This window comes from Candidatus Bathyarchaeota archaeon (assembly GCA_026014745.1).
Classification (GTDB): domain Archaea; phylum Thermoproteota; class Bathyarchaeia; order Bathyarchaeales; family Bathycorpusculaceae; genus Bathycorpusculum.
The window spans coordinates 255,191-275,124 of sequence record JAOZHS010000003.1; the positions used below are offsets into that span (position 1 = coordinate 255,191).

Sequence of the window (19,934 nt, forward strand, 5' to 3'; positions counted from 1 at the left end):
TAGCATATAAAATGAAGCAGGCTGGCGCTTATAAGAATTGCGGAATGAAATACAAGCAGTAGCTGCAGGCAACACATTTAGTCAAAAAAAGGATGCAGGTTAACCAAGCAAGCTTACTGTGGCTGTGAAAGGGCTCCAACATCGATTTAAAAGAGCCGCCAAGAGTCAGATTATGGTTTTTTGAGCACAAAACAGTTTCTTCGAGGAATACAAATGCAAAATCTCACAATAGAACAAAAACCAGCCGCCCCTGAAAGCAAAGTTCGGACAGGCGGAGAACTATTCATGCGCATCCTTCAAGAAGACGAGGTCCCATTCGTATTCGGAACTACAGGCGCAGGCATGGCAGAAATCCAAGACGCCATGGTTATGGTTAAACCGCCCAAATGGATCATGGGCCTCCACGAATTCACCACCGTCAACGCTGCCGCTGGATACGCGCTTGCTTCAGAAAGCTTAGGTGCAGCCTTAATTGACCGAAACGTTGGAACCCAAAACGCTGCAGGAGCCTTCTACTGCGCCTACATGAACATGGCGCCCATCGCGGTGTTTGCTTCCAAAAATGTTGCTGGGGTTCCTGTCCCCACGGGCCAAGTTGAATATCACTACATGAATTACGAGGGCACATTGGTAGAGCCTTGGATAAAATGGAACACCCAAAATGAATCCCTCGAAACCTTAGCCTACGACGTTGTCAAAGCCATCTTTATGGCAACTGCAGAACCATGGGGGACGACTTATCTGACTTTGCGGCAGGATTTAATGGCTCAAAAACTCCCTTCAGAGTTTGGTGCAAAACATCTTGAATGCGTTAATCAAACAAGACTACCCCAAAATTCCCCCCGACTCCTCGATGATGCAACGGTAAAAAAAATCTACGATGCCATAATGAATTACGCTAACCCCGAAATCGTCGTTTCTCACTTGGGGCGACGAAAAGCAGGGTATAGGGCATTACTGGATTTTGCGCACATTTTTGGGTTGCCCGTTAGGGATTTTAGGGCTTTTCTAAACTTCCCCATCACCGACGCGTTGCATGTCGGTTTCCCGTTTCTAACGCAGCCACCCTGCTTGATGCCTGATGTTGATCTCGCGGTGACGTTGGAGTTGGGGTTGTTGCCTCATCAACGGTTTGGGGATGCAGACGCCATAGACTTAACAAGCGATTTATTGCATCGGCAGGATGTGCCCGGCGGAGGTGAATATGGCTCTACACTTTTCCCCGCTGTTGTTCGAGGCGTTTGTGACGTAGCGCCTACATTGGACAAGATTACTGAGTATGCTCAAAAAAACATGACTTTAAAACAGAAGGAACTTGTGGCTGAAAGAGCCGAGAGAGCCGCTCAAGAGCACAACCGCATTTTTGGGGCTGCCCGTCGAAAAGCCAAGCAGAGCTATGACCAGGGCAAACTTGACGCCTCCTCGGTAGGATATGTCCTCAACGAGAAGTGGCCGTGTGATGGCATATGGGTTGATGGCTCCATAACCCCGCGGAATACACTTTTGCAGCTAGTGGAACTCAAAGATGCAGGCACCTACTTCTCTAACCCCAGCTTTCACCTTGGAGCCGTTGTGGGGATGGCGTATGGGGCTGCGTTAGGGTCCAGAAAATATGTTGACGTTGAAGACCACGGGAACTATCTGATAGGAAAATTAAGTCATCAAGATAGGGCACCTCACCCCGTGATTTGCACCACTGGCGATGGGGATGCCATTTTTGGGAATTTGCCCTCAGCGCTGTGGACGTGCAGCCACTACGGTTTGGGTGTGCTTTATGTGATTTTGAACAATGCCTGTTGGGGAGTTGAGTGGTCACCGATAGAGAAAGCAACGGAGCATTGGGCAAAAAATGCGCATGATTTTGAGTTTTTGGATTTAGAAAGGCCCCAAATTGACTACACCGCCATGGCAGCCGCATTTTCGGTGCTGGGTTGCAGAGTTGAGACGCCCCAGCAGTTTGAGTATGCCTTAGAGGAAGGCATTGCGATGGCATGCAAAAACAAGCCAATGGTCATTGATGTGATGTTAGATAAGCCCACGGGTCCCGAGCATTCAGTGGTACCATAGGGGTTAGTCAGTGTGCTGACGTTGACGGTTTGGGTGTCCACTCGGTTAAGTCTAACGTTAAAAATAGCCTATCCAAACCGGGTCCATACTCGTCTTTGCGAAATTCAACGAATTTAAAACCGAACCGCTCAGAATAAAGGCGCAATGCCCGCTCATTATTTGGGTCAACCGTTAAACCCACCTTTGCGACGCCGCCCATTTTGAGCTGAAGCAGCGACTCAAACAGAAGATAATAGCCGTAGCCTTTGCCTTGGCTCTCTTTTTCTATGGCAAGTTCAGCCAAATAGACAAGCGGCTCATCCCACGACTTCAAATAAATGGCAAATCCTTTCAGGGAACCTTGAGCGTAAACGCCAAAGACGTTTCCCATGTGCAGATAAGGCACTAAAATCCAGCTGTTGAGGAGATTTTTGCTAAAGGCAGTTTGGTCGATTTTGAGTAAGTCCTCGATGTGCTGTTTGTCTTTTATCCGCTTAACCGAAAGGTCAACATGATTGGGTTTCTGCGCCATATTATGCCTCAGTGCCGTCCGAGTAACTCTGAGTTTTCATCCCGTTAAGTCAACCTAATGCCTTCTCTTCATCCGGCACCCATAGAGAAGGCAACAGCCAATAAAAGCATTAATGCCAACCGCCCTCTATAGCGACGCCTATTTCTTACCTGTTTAAAAAAGGGAAGGGGTAGTCCAATGAGTCGTCAGAGGACAGATCGTTAGGTTTTGGGGAAATTTTTTTATCTTCCAGCCCTGAATAGTTGGAGTAGGAGTTTGACATTATGGATTTTATTGGAAGCCAAACCGAAAAGAACCTCTTAGCATCATTCGCAGGTGAAGGTCAAGCACGTAACCGCTACACTTTTTTCGCCAGCGTAGCCAAAAAAGAAGGCTATGAGCAGATAGCCGCAATTTTTGAGGAAACCGCAGCCAACGAGAAAGAACACTCGGAACTTTTCTTTAAACACCTCAAAGGCGGCATGGTTGAAATAACCGCCGCCTATCCCGCGGGCGTCATCTCAACAACCCTCGACAACCTAAAAGAAGCCGCGGAAGGCGAAAAACTGGAATGGACCAGCCTCTATCCAAGCTTTGCTGACATCGCAGAGAAAGAGGGCTTCAAAGATGTCGCGTCGACTTTTCGGATGGTAGCAAAAGCAGAAGCCTACCATGAACGCAGATACAGCAAACTAATCCAAAACATCACCGAGGGCAAAGTCTTCAAAAAAGACGCGCCGATTAAGTGGAAATGCAGAAACTGCGGCATGGTCGTAGAAGGAACCTCTGCACCTGATAAGTGCCCCACCTGCGCGCATCCTAAAGCATATTTTGAAGTCTGGACCGAACCCTACTAACCAGACCCCCTTTCCTTATTCTTTTTAGACTATGTATTTGCCTGTTTTTTCAAAGTCTCGCACAATCTCCATCACCCTCTTTGGCGTATTGTAGGGACCTAACGGGACATCTTTGAGAAGCACCCAAGGGGTTTTGCGTGCAACAACCGTAGCCAAATGAGTTTCCCCAAAACACTTAGACGCCACCAAAACCACCTGTTGGCGCACCTCAATCTCAGACATCTCACCCAACGCATGCAGATACTCATGCAACAGCAGATTGTAAATGAGTGCGTTAACTGTGGCTTTATCGCAAAGCGCGGCTTCAACGATGTCTATGAGGGCGCGGTTTAGTACGATGTTGTTGGTGCCCACGGGATAGTAGGCGCCTAGTTGCAGGGGCAAATCATCCAAAAAAAGCATCATGCCGTCGCGCTGTTTGCCCATGGCGGCTTGGACGGTTTGTTTGACTATTTTCCAGACCTGTGCATAATTTTTTGCATGATCCAAATCGACGCTGAAACCCGGGGCTGTGGTGGAGTTGTTCAAAACTTGTGCCTCAAAGAGGAAAAGATGTTCAAACCTTTAAGGGTTGCATAAAACGGGGCTAAGTCCTTGATAAACGTAAAATTGATAAAGAACGTGTGCTTTTCTCATAGAAGATAAGGTGAAAAATGGAAATGACAACCAATTCCCTCGTAAAAGACATCATGACTAAAGATGTTAAAACCGTAACCAACAACACCGTAATGCAAGAAGTAGTCGAAATCATGAACAAATACGACAAAGACGCAATTCTAGTTATCCAAAGCGGCAAACCAACAGGCATCATCACCGTAAAAGACGTGCTAATCCGCGCCGTCGAAGCAAACGTTCCAATGAAAACCGTCATCGCAAGAATGGTCTACACCAACCCCCTAGTAGTCATCGAAGAATCCGCAACAATCGAAGAAGCAGCCAAACTCATGAAAAACTGGAACATCAAACACTTACCCGTTGTCGATAAGGCAGGCGCCCTCCTCGGCATGGTTGATGACCGCCAAATCGTTTACGCTGACCCCAAACTGATGTCGATTATGGATTATTGCCGCCGAAAGTAGTGCGGCATAAAATTTTTTATTTTTTCCAATAAATAAAACAAAAAAATAGGGTGGCTTATGCCACGAATTTTGCAAATTCTTCTTGCGCCGTTTGAAGCCCAACCATTATGGGCGGACGCTTAAAGCCATATGCGCAGATAGCCTCTAACGCTCCAGCCTGTTTGCGGTTTAAGGCGAGTTTGAGGGCTCGGATAACGTCGAATAGGACGCTACCTGCGTTGGGGGCGTCGATGGTTTGGAATTTAAGGTCAATTTTTAGGGGGGCATTGCAGAAGTAAACGCCGCTTATGAAGAAGTAGCTGTCGCGTTTGTTCTGCAGAAAATCAACATAATCGGTTGAGCCTGCAACGATTTCGGTTTTGTAGGGTAGAGCGGAGGCAACGGATTCGGTTTTGATTTGGCGTTTGGCATCGCGGCTGCGTTCCATGGTGTCAACGGATTCAGTTCCGCCACCGACGTCGAGCTGGTAGGTTTCGTCGATGTGGACGCCATTGTCAGAGAGGAGTTTGAGTAGGGTTTTGTGTAGCGCAGTGGAGCCGACTTGGTCAACGAGGTCATCGCCGACGAGGGGGAGATTGGCGTCTTGGAATTTTTTAGCCCAAGCTGCGTCGCTTGCAATGCGGTTGGGGGTGGCGTTTACGAATGCGCAGCCCGCCGCGATTGCTTGTTGGGCGTAGTATTGTGAGGCTTGGGTTGCGCCGCTGGGGAGCAGGTTGATGACGACTTCGGCGCCTGAGGCTTTGAGTACTGCGGCGACGTCTGCGTCGGCTGCTTTGCTTATGGTGATTAGTACGCTGGAGGATTCGCCTAAACCATCCATAAGGGGCCCTTTGGCTACGGTGACGCCCGTTTTGGGTACGTCGCAGACTTTGGGGGCGTTGTTAGGCGCAGCAAATATTGCTTCTGATAGGTCTACGCCGACTTTTCGGCTATCGACATCAAACGCGGCGACTACCGCGATATCTTTGGGGGTTTGACCCGCTAGAATGGGGTTTCGCAGTCCGAGGGCATTTTTGTTCTTGGGGTTACTGTAATATTGGATGCCTTGTAGGAATGATGAGGCGCAGTTTCCCACGCCGATTAGTGCAACTTTAACTTGTGGCATGATTGGCACCTTGCTTGGCATCTCTATTTGGTGTTGCCTTATAAAAAGCTACGCAAGTAAACCACAAAAGAAAAGCCCAAAGATGTGTCAACCATCAGCTTCGCATCGCTGGGACCTCAGAGGGCATCCCTTATCATTAGATCGTGTTTTGTCTCTTTGTGTGGGTGGGGCGGTTTACGGGGCTCCACAAGATAGCAATAGGCTGCAATTGCTTTTTGGGTTTGCAATGCGTTTTTGCGTCTGTTTGGGTGTGGCATAACAAAATTTTCCCACAAATCCAACATAGATGCATGTTGAAACCACCGCAGTGTGCATGTGGAGACATGTATAAACTGATTTTTTCTCCACACCAACACAACCACCACCCAAAGAAAAAAAAATTTGGTCATTTAAACTATAAACAGGCAATATTGTGCCGATGCAACTTAGGCGCGATAGTTATTTAACCAAACAAGCCTACCTACGCTATATGGAAGGTATACTGCTTGAAGGTTTTTGAACGCCCCGGACCCGTCAACACCGACGAAACCCTAAACATCCTAAAAGACGCCCCCCAACCCCTCGAACACTTAGTCGTAGCCTCCGTAACAGGCGACAGCGCCGTCAAAGCCGCAGAACGCATAAAGAACCGCAAAATTATCTGCGTCACCTGTCCACAGGGTATGTTTTGGGAAGTCAACGCCATGAACGCGGACCTCTTCGAAAAAATCCCCGAACTCAAAGCCCGCCGCGAAGAATGGCAAAAACGCCAACTTGACCGCGTACCCCTAAGCATCCCCGAAGAGAACAAGAAAAAACTTGAGGCACTTGGCGTCGTGACCGTCCGCGGCACCATACCGCTATTTGGACCAACCTTTTCTATGCGATTGCACCTCCATAAAACCACAGATTTGGATGTTGCAGCTAAAACGTTGGAGCTGATTTCGCCAGGCACCTTGGTCTGTATGGAAACCGTGTTGATGGCAACCGACGCGGGAGTCATCCCTGAAGGCGAACTTGTTTACGCAGCGGCAGGCACCGAAATGGGGCTTGATACCGCATGGATAGTCCGTAGCTGCGCGTCTGCGAATCTCTATCACCCCACCAAAGGTTTCCGATTCGTGGAGTTACTGGCGAAACCTGCGTTGGCGATGGCGCCAAGCATAAACATAAACTACCTACGATAAGTCTGAATGGCAACTTTTTTATTTGGTACAACCCTAAATAGTTTTAACAGTATTTTATGAAAAATTCAATGCGTGTTAACGTTAGGTATCCTAGGCTGTTGCTTTTCTTAGTCAGCGTCATTGTGGTGTATTTTCTTTTTTCAGGGGTTTTATATGAGCCCCTGCATGAGGCGCTGCTGGTTTTGGGGTACCTCGGAACTTTCCTTGCAGGTTTACTGTACCCTTACTCATTTACGTCTGTTGCGGGAACAGCAATTCTTTTAGTCCTTGCCCAAAACCAAAACATCTTCTTAGCAGGGGTTATCGCGGGAGTTGGAGCCTTAGTCAGTGATTTGGCAATTTTTTGTTTTGTGAAGTACAGTTTCGGCGGCGAAGTACAACGTCTCTCTCAAGGCAATTCCATCAAGACACTAAACAGAGTGATTCCCTCCCGACTAAGGACACCTCTATTTGTTGTTTTAGCCTGTGTACTGATTGCGTCTCCGCTTCCCACTGAAATTGGCATAATGCTCTTAACGTCGGTGAGAAAACTTTCGCTGAAGCATTTTTTGGTTTTAGTGTACCTTTTGCATCTAAGCGCAATCTTTGTAATACTATTCATTGGACAAAAAATATAATCCACATACCATTCAGACCAGTCTTAAACAATTAAATAACAACATTTTAATTGTCTGTGGATTATAGGCAATGAAACAGGTAATCACATTTGAGCACTGACGTTAAATGCAGCAAGCCTCAATGCGACAAATTCGTTGCCGTCAACGAATTGGCTAAACGCCGAGGCTTCTTCTGGTCGTCGTTTGAGATTTATGGCGGCAGCGGCGGCTTTGTCACTTACGGTCCTCTGGGAGCACGCCTAAAACAGAACGTGGAAGGCAAACTCAGAGAGCTTATGGTTAAAAAAATCGGCATCCTCGAAATGGAATCCAGCGTAATCACTCCTGCCAAAGTGTTTGAAGCCTCAGGCCACGTGGCACACTTCAAAGAACCCATGGTCGAATGCCAAAAATGCCACACCCGATTCCGCGCCGACCACCTCCTCGAAGATAAGGGCATCAGCAGCGCCGAAGCAGAAAAAATGAGCCTCGAAGACATCAAAGTCGAACTCGAACGCCACGAAATCGTCTGCCCCGACTGCAAAGGCACCTTCGGCGACCCCACACGATATTTAACCATGTTCGAAACCACCATTGGTCCCTACAGCGGCTCCGTCGGCTACGGCAGACCCGAAGCGGCACAAAATATCTTTGTAGAATTCAACCGCCTCTACAATATCGCCCGCGAAAAGCTGCCTTTTGGCTGCATCAACATCGGCAAGGCGCTGCGAAACGAAATCAGCCCTCGCCAAGGCTTAATCCGCCTACGCGAATTCACCATCGCGGACTTAGAATTCTTCTTTGATCCCAAAGAACCAGCCTGCCCCCGCCTATGCGAAGTCGAAAACGAAGTCCTACCAATCCTGCTCTGCGACACACGCCTCAAAGAATGCGAAGACATAACCAACTTCACCGTCCGCGAAGCACTCGACAAAGGCGTCATCAAAAGCGAGTGGCAAGCCTACTTCATGGCACAAGCAAAACGCCTCCTTGAGGAACTTGGCGTCCCTGAATCTAAACAACGTTTTCTTGAAAAGCTCACTTGGGAAAAGGCGCATTACAGCAGTCAAAGCTTCGACCAAGAAGTTCTTGTTGACCGCTGGGGCTGGGTTGAAGTTTCGGGTCACGCTTACCGCACCGACTATGACTTAACCTGCCACATGAAAGCCAGCGGCGTCGACATGACAGTCTACAAAGAATACACAAACCCAATCGAGACAGAGGAACACGTCGTCAAACCGCTTATGGCAAAACTTGGCCCAGTCTATAAAGGCGAAGCAGGCAAAGCCGCCGCGGCACTCGCCAAGATCCCCGCGCAGCAAGTCGCCGACGCTATGGAGAAAGACGGCAGCATCCTAGTTGACGGGTATCAAATCTTAAAAGAACAAGTCGAAATCGGCAAACAAAAAATCATCCAACGCGGCACCCGCTTCATTCCCCACGTGGTGGAACCCAGTTTCGGCTGCGACCGCCTCTTCTACGTAGCACTCGAATACGCCTACAGCTTAAAAGACGACCGCGTCGTTCTTAGTTTCCCCCGCAGTATCGCACCCATCCAAGTCGGCATTTACCCCTTGATGAGCAAGGACGGATTAGACACTAAAGCCAAAGAAGTCCAACGTCTCCTTGCCTGTGAAGGCTTCATGACGGACTTTGACGAAACAGGCTCTATCGGCAGACGCTATGCACGCGCAGATGAAGCAGGCGTTCAACTCGGCATAACCATCGACTACGACACCCTAAGCGAAGACACTGTCACTATCCGCGACCGCGACAGCTGGAAACAGGTACGCGCCCCCGTCAAAGACCTCCCGCGACTCATGCATGGATACTTTGAAGGCAAACTAAACTTCACAGACTTAGGCAACATTGTGTCTTCCTAAGTAGCTACCTTTTTTAATACACATGTATACTGGATAATTGATAGTTCAGGATGAGAGAGGCGCAACACAGCATTGGTACTTCCTTCAGAAACTGAGGAGCGCGTAAAGAGGCGTGCCCTAAACGTTTGCCAAGAAAACTTACGAAAAGTACTTGACGTTTCAAGAAAAATCCCCCAATTAGTCGAGTTTTTTGCCTGCGGCGACAAGGACGGCGTACGAAAACTCTTCACTGAAATCAAAGCAGGCGAAGAAGAAGTCGTCAAAGCCCGACGCATGGTCAGCCAAGAACTCGCAGAAATCGGCGCCATACTCTACGCCCGCGAAGACTTCCTCAGATTCACCAACTTATCAAGCGAAATCGCAGACTTCTCCGAGGGCATCGCATACTACCTCGTCGAAATCATGGAACACAACTGGGTGATTTCGCCAGAAATCAAAAAAGACCTCATCAAACTCTCCTCCGCAGTGCTTGACAGCGTGCTTAAACTCAGAGAAACCATGATGGTCCTCAACTACGGCAGCCAAAAAACCCTCGAAAGAGCCAAAGACGTTGAAATCGCCGAACGCGTCGTAGACGACCAATACCGCTCACTAACCATCAAAGTGCTCAGCAGCAAACTCGACACCCCCGTTCTGCTGCTTCTGCGTGATGTGTTACAGTTGCTGGAGAACTCCGCGGACAAAGCCGAAGACGCAGCTGACGCAGCCCGAACACTCTCATTCACCATGTAACCCGCTGGGTTTTGGTTATGCCTAAAATCCCGGTTGAACTCCTCGAAAACTTTCTCGTCGTATGGAACCCCACGGAGGGCTCCAAACTCTACAAAACCGCCTACTACGGCAAACCCTTAGGCATTCCCAAACCGAAAATCCCCGAATTCGACGTCCCCCTCATTTTAGACCTTATGGAAGGACTCTACCTCGCCGAAAAAGACACCATCGCCATCTACGAAGCCCCAAACCAATCCCGGGTTGGGCTAAACAAACTCCGCAAAAAAGCCCGCCAACTCTACGACGAATTCGAAGAAAAATACGCCGTCTACCATGACCTCCGCGACAGCAACCTAATCGTGACGCCCGGCATTAAATTCGGCTGCGACTTCGCCGTCTACAAATACGGCCCAGGAGTAGAACACGCACCTTACATGGTCACCGTCAAAAAAACTGACTCAGAGATTTCGGCAACGGAAATCGTCAAAAACGGGCGCTTAGCCACGACTGTGCGTAAACGTTTCATTTTTGCAGTGCCTGATTTGGCGTCAAAGAAAGTGGAGTATTTGATGTTTAAATGGTTCAAGGCTTAACAGCCTTGCCGCGCTATTTAATTGGCGATTATGGTTTGGTTCTGGAATTCGCCTCGGATGCGTTGATGCGGATAAACCTTGGTCGCCGTTAAGTTGCAGCCTTCTTCAAGCGTTACATCGTCGGCAATTACGCTAACCGCCGCTATCTTGGTCGGCTTCTCGCAGCTTGACTTAATTGATACGTGCCGCCCGACGATGCTATCATAGATTTCCGCATTTTCACCTATCGTGGCGCGGTCCATAACGGCAGAATTTGTGATAACCGCGTTTTTGCCGATACGGGTGTAGTTGTCGATGCAGGAGTTGACGATACGTGCACCGTCCTCTATGTGGCAGTGCCGCCCAATTAAGACGTTACCTTCGATGCTGATTTTTTTCTCTTTGATTTTTTGGATGATTTCTTGGCGATGCTTTTCGGAGTCGTTGCTTTCGCCTTGGACCCAGATGGGTGTGTCTTGGTTTAGGCAGCCGCCGAAGTCTTTGAGGGTGCTAAAGCCGCCTCCGAGCAGGTTTTTCATGGCTTCCAAATAGTTTTTGGGGGTACCTACATCAAACCAGCTGCCTTTAAGGGTGTAGCCATAGACGGGGCGCCCCGTGGATATGACATAGGGGATAAAGTCGTAGCCGAAGTCGAGGCGGTTTTTTTCTTTGATGATTTGTTGGACGCCTTTTTCTTTAAAGATTTTTTTAATTTCAGGAGAAATCACGTATAGTCCTGTGTTGGCGAGGTTGCTGGGGGCGTCTTTGGGGAGGGGTTTTTCTACGAAGCGTCGGATGCGGCAGTCTTTGTCGATGTCGGCGATGCCTAAGCCTTCGACATTGTTGACTTCTCTGAGCACTATGGTTAGGGCGGCTTGTTTTTCTTTGTGGAAGTCAAGGAGGTGCTTGACTTGGATGTCAAAGATGTTGTCGCCTTGCACGGCGAACACGGGGTTGTTGATTTCGTAGTAGTCCATGTTTATGCGTGCGGAGTCGGCGCTGCCTAAGTCTTCGAGGTTGGGTTGATATTTGATGTGGATGCGGGGTCTAATTTTGTAGCGTGCGCTAAAGCCGTAGCCTGACTCAAAATAATCGTAGAGGTCGCGGTAGTTGGTGTAGCCTTTGACGCCGAAGATAAAGTTACGTATGCCCTGACTTGCCAGCGATAAGAGGGAAAACTCTACGAGGGGTCTGTTGAGGAGGCGCAAGCAGGCTTTGCTTGTTTCCGCAGTTAATGGTAGTAGACGGGTGGCTTTTCCGCCAACAGGGATGATGACTCGGATTTTATCAGGGGCATAATTGTCTCCGACTAAGGGTGCGTATTTATCGCTCACTACTTCACCAACTCTTAGACATAAGGAACTGTCTATGTTTTTAAACTATACTTATCTACAGCTGATTTTGCTTTTTGAAAGTGGGCAACCTAAACAAGTGAATACTTACACCGACAGCGATTGCCAGCAAAACGATTTGTGCTATTAGGATTTCATCTACAACAAGCAGTATTGTAAAAAGAATCGTCGCCCAAAGAAACCCCACGGCGAAAAGTTTGACCCTCATAGAAACCCCTCGACCCGCTTGATAATTTCGTATATATTCGCCGAACCAGCGGTTATTAATTAGCCATTTATGCATACGCTCGGAACTGCGCAGGTAACAGGCTGCGGCAAGCAAAAGAAACGGCGTTGTCGGTAAAATGGGCAGAACAAGTCCAATGGCACCCAACGCAAGCGAGATTGTACCCGCGACTAGCAGAATGCCTCTTATGAGTTTCTCTTTTCTGTTACGTGGAGCGGCTAAAGTTTTCTGCATATAAGTCGAATGACTGTGGCGCTCGATTAATAAAAATCATACGTTAAAAGTCCAATGAATTTTTATAACTAACCTCTCTCAACTAAGGGTAATTAACGGGTAAGTTTGGCATGAATAAACTCGGCGGCTTCATACGACTCATGCGTCTCCTTAACTGCGCTATGATGGGCTTTGCGGTCTTAGTCGGCGCCATACTCGCCAACCCAGCCTTGGGCAACCTCAACTGGCTAAACCTCCTCTACGGCTTCCTCACAGGCTTCACGTTTTGCGCCGCCGCCATGGTCATTAACGATTACTATGACCGCAAAATCGACGCCATCAACGAACCCCAACGACCCCTCCCAAGCGGCCTAATCAAACCCAAAGAAGCCCTCGCATTCATGACGGCTCTGGTTGTGATAGGCTTCATTTTTGCGTTGTTGGTGGCACCGTACGGTTTGCAATGTTTCGCTGTAGCAGCCATATCATTAGTAATAACTGCAACATACCTTACCGTGGGCAAACGCAGCGGCTTGCCGGGCAATTTTTTGGTCAGCGCCTGCGTCGCCATCCCCTTCATCTACGGCAGCATAACCGCACTGGGAACGGTCGGATTAAACGTGCTCCTCTTTGCATCCATGGCGTTTCTATCAAACACAGGACGCGAAATCACCAAGGGCATCGTGGACACCAAAGGCGACCGAGCTGAAAGCATCAAAACCTTAGCCGTTCGGTTCGGAGAGAAAACTGCAGCGGCTGTAGCGGTTGTGTTTTATCTTTCTGCTGTTGCGTTGACGCCTGTTACATGGTTTTTGGGGATTGTAGGCGTCTGGTTCATCCCCTTCGTCTTAGTCACCGACATCGGACTTATCGTGTGCTCAGTTATTTTACTGCGGGACCCGTCGCGGGAGAAAGCACGCAAAATCAAGAAAATTGTGCTCTACCTGTTCTTGGTGGGGTTGCTGGCGTACCTTTTTGGCGTAATTTAAGGCGCAATCGCTCGATTCGGCTCAATTTAGCAGGTCAGGGGTTTTACGTATATATGCGCATGTTAGCAAGAAATAAAAGCACCTGGCATGCATCGGTGTTCAAGAGGATATTTACATGTCTGAACGCTTCGCAAAAAAATGGGAACAAAAAAGAGAAGGAAACACATTCTTGGGTGGACTCCAAGAAACTATAGTGCCTCCACAGCCCCTAAAACCTAGATTAGATGCAGCAGCAAGAAGTCTTGACCTGCAAATCGGTAAACTCGACCAAGCCAGTGAACGCTTTAACCAAAAAGATAAAGCGCTCTTTGCCAAAGTCGTTGAAGCCTACACCAAACATGACCAAGCCCACGCCAACATCTACGCCAGTGAACTCGCCGAAATTCGAAAAATGAACAAACTTGTCATGAACGCACGCCTTGCCCTTGACCAAGTATCTTTGCGCATCAAAACCGTTTCTGAACTTGGCGACGTTGTCTCAGCTCTAGGCCCCTGTGTCGGTGTCCTTCGCAGTGTAAGCAGTGGACTCGGCGGGGTTATACCTGAAGCAGAAGGCGAATTAGGCGACATCGGCAACATGTTAAGCGGATTAATGTTTGAAGCAGGCGCGTCTGGTGGCATGTCCCTTAACTTCAACACCGTCAACGAAGATGCATCAAAAATCCTATCTGAAGCAGCAACCGTAGCCGAGCAACGTGTCAGCGCAAACTTCCCAGACCTACCCGCAGGCTTCTCAACCGGATCAGCAAACAAAACCCAAACCTAAACTTCTCTTTTCTTCTTTTTCTTTGAGCCATCAGATTAGCTTGTTTATTTTCGGAAAAGTTATATTGCCAAGGTAACGCTAGACACATTGAGGAGAACATATGCCTATCGCACGTCTTTGCCCTGACTGCTACGAAGAAATGAAACCCACCTGCGACACGGAAGGTCGCATATTATACCATGAATGCCCAAAATGTGGCATGCGCATACTCTTCACTCACTCTGGACACTAAAAGTAGTTTAAAAAAGTGGATCGCACTGCTTTGCTTACTGTTTCACCATATTTTTACGTTTATAGTAAACTACTGGTAGCGAAACCACAAGTAACAGGATTAGGACTTCGGCTACTTGTAATTCCGGGGCGGTAGGGGTTACTTCTGAAGCAGGGGCGGGCGCGGTAGGCGTGCCATTCTGTACAGACGATGAAGCTGTAGCGGTAGGAACTGATGTTGGCGCAGGGGTTGATGTGAGTCTCACGGTATAGACGGTTATGTTCTCGCTGATGGTTACTTGCTCTCCGTCGTCAGGGGTGGTGAAGCAAACCTCAGATTGGGTGCCTATGATGAAGAAGACTGTGGGATGATACAAAATACAGCTTGCTTTAACTACTAAGCTGTGGTTGCCGGCAGGGACCTCAAGAGTTGTGTTATACTGTGACACTGCAAAGAGGTCATGACTGCTGACTTGTTCTGTCACGCCATCTATTGTGTACGATACTAAGAAGAAATCACAAAGATAATTCTCATACTTTGCTTCTCCTACCGAAAAGCTGATGTTGTAACCCTCGGGATAGTTCGTGTTGTTTTGTGGGCTCGTAATACTGATGGTCGGGGGTATGGCGCCAACTAGAGGTTCAATCTCTGTGTAATCAAAATAGGGATTAGCACTAACCACACAGACCGCCGCTAACCCGCTAAGAAGCAATAAAGAGGCAAATACAGCACAAACAAAGCTTATTCTTTTCATTTAAACCAAGAGCTAACTAAACTCACCGATTCCTTATGAAGTTTTACATTAAACAAATTGGAGAGAAGCAGTCTTTTGATGCTCCTTTTGTTAAAAAACCCCCAAATTGTCTGTTCTAAAGACTGGACTTATATGGTACCTGCAAGCTTACAGAGGTCGAGAGGGTTCACTAGTGAACGGGAGCGACGAAACAGAGATAGAATACGCGCTACGAGGCAAAGCCTGGAAGGTTTACTGGTTCCTGCTTCGAACAGGCGCCCCAGTTGGCGTGCGTGAAGTTCAGAGGTCTCTGCATTTTAGCAGCCCCAGCATCGCATTCCACCATCTTGAACAGCTCCGCGAGTTGGGGTTAGTAGAAAAACAAGAAGTTGGCGGCCACTACGTTTTGGTCAGCCAAATAAAAATTGGAGTACTGCGGCATTACGTAAAACTGGGAAAAGTGCTGTTTCCAAGGTTCTTCTTTTACGCGCTGTTTTGCACAGTGTTTTTTTCCGCATACATTTTTGTGATATTTGACGGTTTTACCCGCAGTAACCTCTTCATCGTTTCCTTCGCAGCAATCGTCTGCCTCGTATTCTGGTACGAAGCATACAGAGTGTGGAACATGAGGCCATTCTAAATGTTAGAACACCCTGTTCGCACGCTTAGCATAAAATAAAATCCCACCAATCATATGCATGGAGAAACATGGCATGGTACAACGAGAAATCCGTAAAAAAAGCTTCCTCTACGGGACAACCGCAGTGCTCTCTGCAATTATTTTAGTGTCAACCATATACGTCTTCGGCGCCGCACCCTTGATTTATCCTCCAAACCAATCCCCTCTCACTGGCAACATGAAGACGTTTAGTTCCATGACGGAACTCACCAACTTTGTTTCCAAAAACTCCCTGAACAGTTGGGCTTACGGCGGTGGACCCCTAGATGAACGGTTTTTCGGTACCGCCACGCCTCTCCCTCAACCCGCCTACACAGCCTCAGAGGGAACCTTGGGAGCAAACTCGCCCCAAACAGATAACAGCAAAGCCTACTCCACAACCAACATACAAGTCTCCGGCGTCGACGAAGCAGACACCGTCAAAACCGACGGCCAATACATCTTCACCGTCACCGCCCCCCAGACCTACGGATACTACACCTACGAGTCTTACCCCCAAGCCAACAGCTCAGTCTACATTTTAGACTCTAACGCCCAAAACCCCGCGGTAGTTTCCAAGATTCAGTTGGGCAACGGCACCGAACCCGCCGGTCTCTACCTAAGCGACGATGGCTCTAAACTGGTGGTTTTAGCCAGCAAATACGAAACCTACACCTTCGCGGGCGGCGCAACTCCAGACCGCTCATCTAACACAATGCTCCAAGCATACCACAGCGACGTCTACACCTACCTCAATGTGTATGATGTCACAAACAAGGCAACACCCACCCTGACGCAGAACCTCACGGTAAGTGGCAGCTACTTTAATTCCCGCATGATAGGCAACGACGTCTACACTGTAGTTAGTCAACCCGCCTCTGTTTATGGCGACACCGTAACCTTACCAACCATGTCTAGGGGAAAACAGGAAAACTCCATTGCACCCTCAAACATCTATTATGCGGACATGAATGACTCAAACTACTGCACCTTCACCAGTTTCTATGGCATCAACATTGCAGATTCAGCGGTGGCGCCAACAAACCTAACCGTGGTTATGGGCGGTGCAAGCACAATGTATGTTTCCACAAACAACATCTACGTAACTTACCCCATGTGGGACTCAAACGGCGACTACACCTCGATTTACCGTATAGCCATAAATGGGCTACAATTAACCTTCGAAGCCAAAGGCACCGTCCCCGGCTCCATCATAAACCAGTACGCCATGGACGAATACGATGGCTATCTGCGGTTAGCGACGAATTGGCAGGGCATAACCACAGACGCCATAAACAACCAGGCAGGAACCAAAATGAACAACGTATACGTCCTCGACCAAACCCTCGCAATAACAGGAAAACTGGAGGGGTTAGCGCAGAACGAGAACCTGCATTCGGCGCGGTTTATGGGCGACAAATGCTACCTCGTCACCTTCAAAAACACTGACCCGCTCTTCGTAATTGATGTCAGTCAACCTGAAAATCCACGTGTGTTGGGCGAACTTAAAATCCCCGGCTACTCCGACTACCTCCACCCCTACGACGAAACCCACCTCATAGGCTTGGGCAAAGAAACCGTAGCTGCAGAGAACGAAGACTTTGCGTGGTATCAAGGTCTTAAGCTGGCGCTGTTTGATGTATCCGACGTCAACAACCCCAGTTTGCTCTCCAACTACACGATAGGTGACCGCGGCACAGACTCCTCAGCCCTCTCAGACCCCCATGCTTTCCTCTTTGACAAAACCTCAGGGCTACTTGTAATCCCCGTTAATTTAGCCATAGTCAACGACGCATACAAATCTCAGGGAAGCTCAGCCTATGGGGAACAAGTATGGCAGGGCGCCTACGTATTCAACGTCAGCGTAGACGGAGGCTTCACCCTCAAAGGAACAATAACCCACACTGCTGGCACTTTAGACACAAACCGCTACATAACCCGCAGCCTATACATCGACAACGTCCTCTACACAATATCTAACAGCCAAGTAAAACTCAACAACCTAAGCGACCTCTCAGAAATCGCCACCATCAACCTAAACTAACCCAAAAAACTTTATTTTTTTTAAATTTTTAACCAAAAAACCTGTTTATCAAGTTATGGTTTGGTTCCAATAGTAAACTGTACAATAATTTTCCAAAATGGGCTCTATAACTTCTGGTTCATCATAGAGAATATCGAAGCGTGCCCCGTAGCGTTGGGTGAGGGTTTGGATGTCATTGTAGATTTTTGCGGACAAGTTGTCGGCGGGGAATAAACCCCAGATGTGGTCTTCGGCGCGGCGAAAACCAAACCCATAATCCCTCGGAATCACATATGCGACTTGTGCGGTGTTTTCGCCGAGGCTCTCGGGGTCGGATTGGAGGGTGTTCCAGAATCTTTGCAGCACTTCAAAATGCGCCTCTGTCATGGTTCCATGGTCGGTTATGTTAGGGTAGCTGAAGATGAATGCGTAGGTTGCGCCTGCGCTGTAGGCTAGGGCGAGGTCGTTGTAGAGTTCTTCGGGGTTTTCAAGGTAGGGGGATTGGTCGTATTTCCAGTTTATGATTACGCCCCAATCCCTGTTAAAAGCAGTGGCGGCGCCGCGGTTCTGGGCGATGATGCGTTCGCGGCTCTCGTTGCCAACGAACTCTGCGAATATGCCTGTGTAGTTGGCTTTGTAGTTAAACCAGTTTAGGGCGAAATCCGCAGTGAATATGCGGGGAGTGTAAGGATAGTAGTAGTTGATCATAAGTGACAGGTTGGCGACGTAGTACTGTGAGGTTTTGTTGTAGGTGGCGGTGTCGTTGATTATCATGGAGGGACCGGCTTCAAGCTGTTTCCCGCCGGGTTCATCTATCTTGTAGATGCCGAGGAATTGGTCGCCATATTTTTGCTGCGCATCAAGCATCCACTGCGTTATGGTGTAACCATCACTATAATGGTACTCGGTGATGCTGGTGAAAAAAACGACAAAATCAAGCCCTGACGCAGCCACATAGTCACATGCTTCATCAAGCGCAGTCCTGTTAAATGAAAGCTCAATCGAGCCGACCACAAAAAAATTCGTATAATCCTTAACCTTATCAACCAGCTTTTTTAATTCGTCGATGTTGCTGCTGTATGCGTAGTCGACGCCGACGTAGAATTTTCTGTCAGCACCTTTGGGACTCAATGGGTCAACTACTAAAAACACGGATAACGCAACTATCCCAATTAATGCTGCAGCGGCCGCGAAGAGGAGTTTTTGGTTCAACAGATTCAACCAAACATGCAAATAATCCCCTTACACGGTATTTAATGTTTCATTATTTACCAAGCAGCCAAAAACGCAGAAGTCATCTGCTGACTAAACCAACCAATGCGCCTTCAGCCAGAATATGCCCAGACATTGCTCGTTCAAGATCGCGTTTAGATGATTTCACGCTTAATGTTAACGTGGTATCCAAGGCGTAGACTTTAAAGAAGTACCTATGTGTTCCCGATGGTGGACAAGGACCAGTGTACCCGTTTAGTCCCATGCCATTTAGACCCTGTGTTCCTAGGGTGGTGGCGTTCTCGGCGATGACGTCTGCGGGGGGAATGTTCCAGACTACCCAATGGTCAAATGTACCGCGTGGCGCGTCTGGGTCGTCAACGATTAAAGCCAGACTTTTGGTGCCTTCAGGGGACCCGTCCATTGTTAGAGGAGGGCTGATGTCTTGGCCTTTGCAGGTGTATTTTTTGGGAATAAGCTGCATATTTTCAAAAGCGGGGCTTTTCACGGTTATGGTCTTCATGGGTAAACCTCAGTTAACATACTGCTTTTAGGGAATAAATATGTGGTGAAAGACTATTTACAGGGTTTAGTTGCCCAATTCCTAAACCATGTCTGTTTTTGTTTGGTAGTTCTGAACTTTATGTTGGGTCATGCGGTGAACTCGGAGTTCCTCGGGGGTTTGGAATTCGGCTTTGCAGATTGGGCACTTATAGGTTTCATACACTTTTAGGTCCTCTTTGCCAAGCCTTAGGCGAATAAATGTTTAAAAAAATATGTGACTGTAAAAGCACAGCCACGAGTTACGGGTTTTCTTCTGTCCATTTCTCGACTATCAATTTGCCCTCGGTTGGGTTGAAACTGACTTTAACGGGCATGGAGCCGTCGCATTTAAGCGGGAACATGCTATCATCAACTACACGAACAGGCAAATAGAGCAGATATCGGTCGTCTTTGCGCCTGAATATGGTTCCTTTTCCGTTATTCCCCATAGCATCACAAACAGGCATACGTTTACTTCCTAA

The 19,934-nt window shown here is 48.1% G+C and carries 23 protein-coding genes; 13 read left to right on the forward strand and 10 right to left on the reverse strand.

The genetic code is table 11. The features are described from left to right. The first annotated feature begins 213 nt into the window (after positions 1 to 213). Positions 214 to 2,067, forward strand: coding sequence for a thiamine pyrophosphate-binding protein (locus NWE92_12530; protein MCW4030457.1), 1,854 nt, complete (start codon positions 214 to 216; stop codon positions 2,065 to 2,067). 7 nt (positions 2,068 to 2,074) lie between these two features. Here the strand turns inward: NWE92_12530 and NWE92_12535 are convergent, their stop codons facing one another. Then, positions 2,075 to 2,578, reverse strand: coding sequence for a GNAT family N-acetyltransferase (locus NWE92_12535; protein MCW4030458.1), 504 nt, complete (start codon positions 2,576 to 2,578; stop codon positions 2,075 to 2,077). Positions 2,579 to 2,841: 263 nt separating this feature from the next. On the opposite strand from NWE92_12535, the gene NWE92_12540 reads away from it, so the two are divergent. Then, the gene (locus tag NWE92_12540; protein ID MCW4030459.1) at positions 2,842 to 3,414 is read left to right on the forward strand and encodes a rubrerythrin family protein; all 573 of its coding nucleotides are present in this window, start codon (positions 2,842 to 2,844) and stop codon (positions 3,412 to 3,414) included. A 24-nt stretch (positions 3,415 to 3,438) separates the two neighbouring features. Here the strand turns inward: NWE92_12540 and NWE92_12545 are convergent, their stop codons facing one another. Continuing rightward, positions 3,439 to 3,942, reverse strand: coding sequence for a hypothetical protein (locus NWE92_12545; protein MCW4030460.1), 504 nt, complete (start codon positions 3,940 to 3,942; stop codon positions 3,439 to 3,441). A 131-nt stretch (positions 3,943 to 4,073) separates the two neighbouring features. Here NWE92_12545 and NWE92_12550 point away from each other — a divergent pair, with 131 nt between their 5' ends. Next, entirely contained in the window at positions 4,074 to 4,493 is a 420-nt protein-coding gene (locus NWE92_12550; protein ID MCW4030461.1) for a CBS domain-containing protein, read from the forward strand. A 55-nt stretch (positions 4,494 to 4,548) separates the two neighbouring features. Here NWE92_12550 and NWE92_12555 read toward each other — a convergent pair whose 3' ends face one another. After that, positions 4,549 to 5,598: an inositol-3-phosphate synthase gene (locus NWE92_12555; GenBank protein MCW4030462.1), complete on the reverse strand. Its 1,050-nt coding sequence runs from the start codon at positions 5,596 to 5,598 to the stop codon at positions 4,549 to 4,551. 485 nt (positions 5,599 to 6,083) lie between these two features. On the opposite strand from NWE92_12555, the gene NWE92_12560 reads away from it, so the two are divergent. The 5 genes from NWE92_12560 (at position 6,084) to endA (ending at position 10,547) form a co-directional block, all read left to right on the forward strand. Beyond that, the gene (locus NWE92_12560; GenBank protein ID MCW4030463.1) at positions 6,084 to 6,764 is read left to right on the forward strand and encodes a hypothetical protein; all 681 of its coding nucleotides are present in this window, start codon (positions 6,084 to 6,086) and stop codon (positions 6,762 to 6,764) included. Between the two features lie 56 nt (positions 6,765 to 6,820). After that, entirely contained in the window at positions 6,821 to 7,381 is a 561-nt protein-coding gene (locus NWE92_12565) for a hypothetical protein (GenBank protein ID MCW4030464.1), read from the forward strand. 89 nt (positions 7,382 to 7,470) lie between these two features. Beyond that, a complete protein-coding gene (gene glyS / locus NWE92_12570) occupies positions 7,471 to 9,243 on the forward strand; it encodes a glycine--tRNA ligase (GenBank protein MCW4030465.1) in 1,773 nt (590 codons plus the stop codon). Between the two features lie 72 nt (positions 9,244 to 9,315). After that, positions 9,316 to 9,975 carry a DUF47 domain-containing protein gene (locus NWE92_12575; GenBank protein ID MCW4030466.1) on the forward strand — a complete coding sequence of 220 codons (660 nt, stop codon included), beginning with the start codon at positions 9,316 to 9,318 and terminating at the stop codon, positions 9,973 to 9,975. Between the two features lie 17 nt (positions 9,976 to 9,992). Continuing rightward, positions 9,993 to 10,547: a tRNA-intron lyase gene (endA, locus tag NWE92_12580; GenBank protein ID MCW4030467.1), complete on the forward strand. Its 555-nt coding sequence runs from the start codon at positions 9,993 to 9,995 to the stop codon at positions 10,545 to 10,547. A 17-nt stretch (positions 10,548 to 10,564) separates the two neighbouring features. On the opposite strand, the gene NWE92_12585 is transcribed toward endA, so the two are convergent. Next, positions 10,565 to 11,860 carry an NDP-sugar synthase gene (locus tag NWE92_12585; GenBank protein ID MCW4030468.1) on the reverse strand — a complete coding sequence of 432 codons (1,296 nt, stop codon included), beginning with the start codon at positions 11,858 to 11,860 and terminating at the stop codon, positions 10,565 to 10,567. A 55-nt stretch (positions 11,861 to 11,915) separates the two neighbouring features. After that, entirely contained in the window at positions 11,916 to 12,338 is a 423-nt protein-coding gene (locus tag NWE92_12590) for a YbaN family protein (GenBank protein ID MCW4030469.1), read from the reverse strand. Between the two features lie 110 nt (positions 12,339 to 12,448). On the opposite strand from NWE92_12590, the gene NWE92_12595 reads away from it, so the two are divergent. The 3 genes from NWE92_12595 to NWE92_12605 all read left to right on the forward strand — a co-directional run bounded on the left by NWE92_12595 (position 12,449) and on the right by NWE92_12605 (position 14,304). Further along, positions 12,449 to 13,306, forward strand: coding sequence for a geranylgeranylglycerol-phosphate geranylgeranyltransferase (locus tag NWE92_12595; GenBank protein ID MCW4030470.1), 858 nt, complete (start codon positions 12,449 to 12,451; stop codon positions 13,304 to 13,306). 115 nt (positions 13,307 to 13,421) lie between these two features. Next, the gene (locus NWE92_12600) at positions 13,422 to 14,072 is read left to right on the forward strand and encodes a Snf7 family protein (protein ID MCW4030471.1); all 651 of its coding nucleotides are present in this window, start codon (positions 13,422 to 13,424) and stop codon (positions 14,070 to 14,072) included. A gap of 100 nt (positions 14,073 to 14,172) precedes the next feature. Beyond that, positions 14,173 to 14,304: a hypothetical protein gene (locus tag NWE92_12605; GenBank protein ID MCW4030472.1), complete on the forward strand. Its 132-nt coding sequence runs from the start codon at positions 14,173 to 14,175 to the stop codon at positions 14,302 to 14,304. A 34-nt stretch (positions 14,305 to 14,338) separates the two neighbouring features. Here NWE92_12605 and NWE92_12610 read toward each other — a convergent pair whose 3' ends face one another. After that, complete coding sequence (locus tag NWE92_12610; protein ID MCW4030473.1) at positions 14,339 to 14,965, reverse strand: hypothetical protein; 627 nt, start codon at positions 14,963 to 14,965, stop codon at positions 14,339 to 14,341. 178 nt (positions 14,966 to 15,143) lie between these two features. Here NWE92_12610 and NWE92_12615 point away from each other — a divergent pair, with 178 nt between their 5' ends. Together NWE92_12615 and NWE92_12620 are read left to right on the forward strand one after the other, a co-directional pair. Next, complete coding sequence (locus NWE92_12615; protein MCW4030474.1) at positions 15,144 to 15,656, forward strand: hypothetical protein; 513 nt, start codon at positions 15,144 to 15,146, stop codon at positions 15,654 to 15,656. Between the two features lie 73 nt (positions 15,657 to 15,729). Further along, positions 15,730 to 17,718 (forward strand): beta-propeller domain-containing protein, encoded by a 1,989-nt coding sequence (locus NWE92_12620; protein MCW4030475.1) that lies wholly within the window; start codon positions 15,730 to 15,732, stop codon positions 17,716 to 17,718. A 48-nt stretch (positions 17,719 to 17,766) separates the two neighbouring features. Here the strand turns inward: NWE92_12620 and NWE92_12625 are convergent, their stop codons facing one another. The 4 genes from NWE92_12625 to NWE92_12640 all read right to left on the reverse strand — a co-directional run bounded on the left by NWE92_12625 (position 17,767) and on the right by NWE92_12640 (position 19,919). Next, positions 17,767 to 18,909: a hypothetical protein gene (locus tag NWE92_12625; protein MCW4030476.1), complete on the reverse strand. Its 1,143-nt coding sequence runs from the start codon at positions 18,907 to 18,909 to the stop codon at positions 17,767 to 17,769. An 82-nt stretch (positions 18,910 to 18,991) separates the two neighbouring features. Beyond that, complete coding sequence (locus NWE92_12630) at positions 18,992 to 19,432, reverse strand: YbhB/YbcL family Raf kinase inhibitor-like protein (protein ID MCW4030477.1); 441 nt, start codon at positions 19,430 to 19,432, stop codon at positions 18,992 to 18,994. An 81-nt stretch (positions 19,433 to 19,513) separates the two neighbouring features. Beyond that, the gene (locus NWE92_12635; GenBank protein MCW4030478.1) at positions 19,514 to 19,636 is read right to left on the reverse strand and encodes a C2H2-type zinc finger protein; all 123 of its coding nucleotides are present in this window, start codon (positions 19,634 to 19,636) and stop codon (positions 19,514 to 19,516) included. 76 nt (positions 19,637 to 19,712) lie between these two features. Further along, complete coding sequence (locus tag NWE92_12640) at positions 19,713 to 19,919, reverse strand: hypothetical protein (GenBank protein MCW4030479.1); 207 nt, start codon at positions 19,917 to 19,919, stop codon at positions 19,713 to 19,715. Between the last annotated feature and the right edge of the window lie 15 nt (positions 19,920 to 19,934).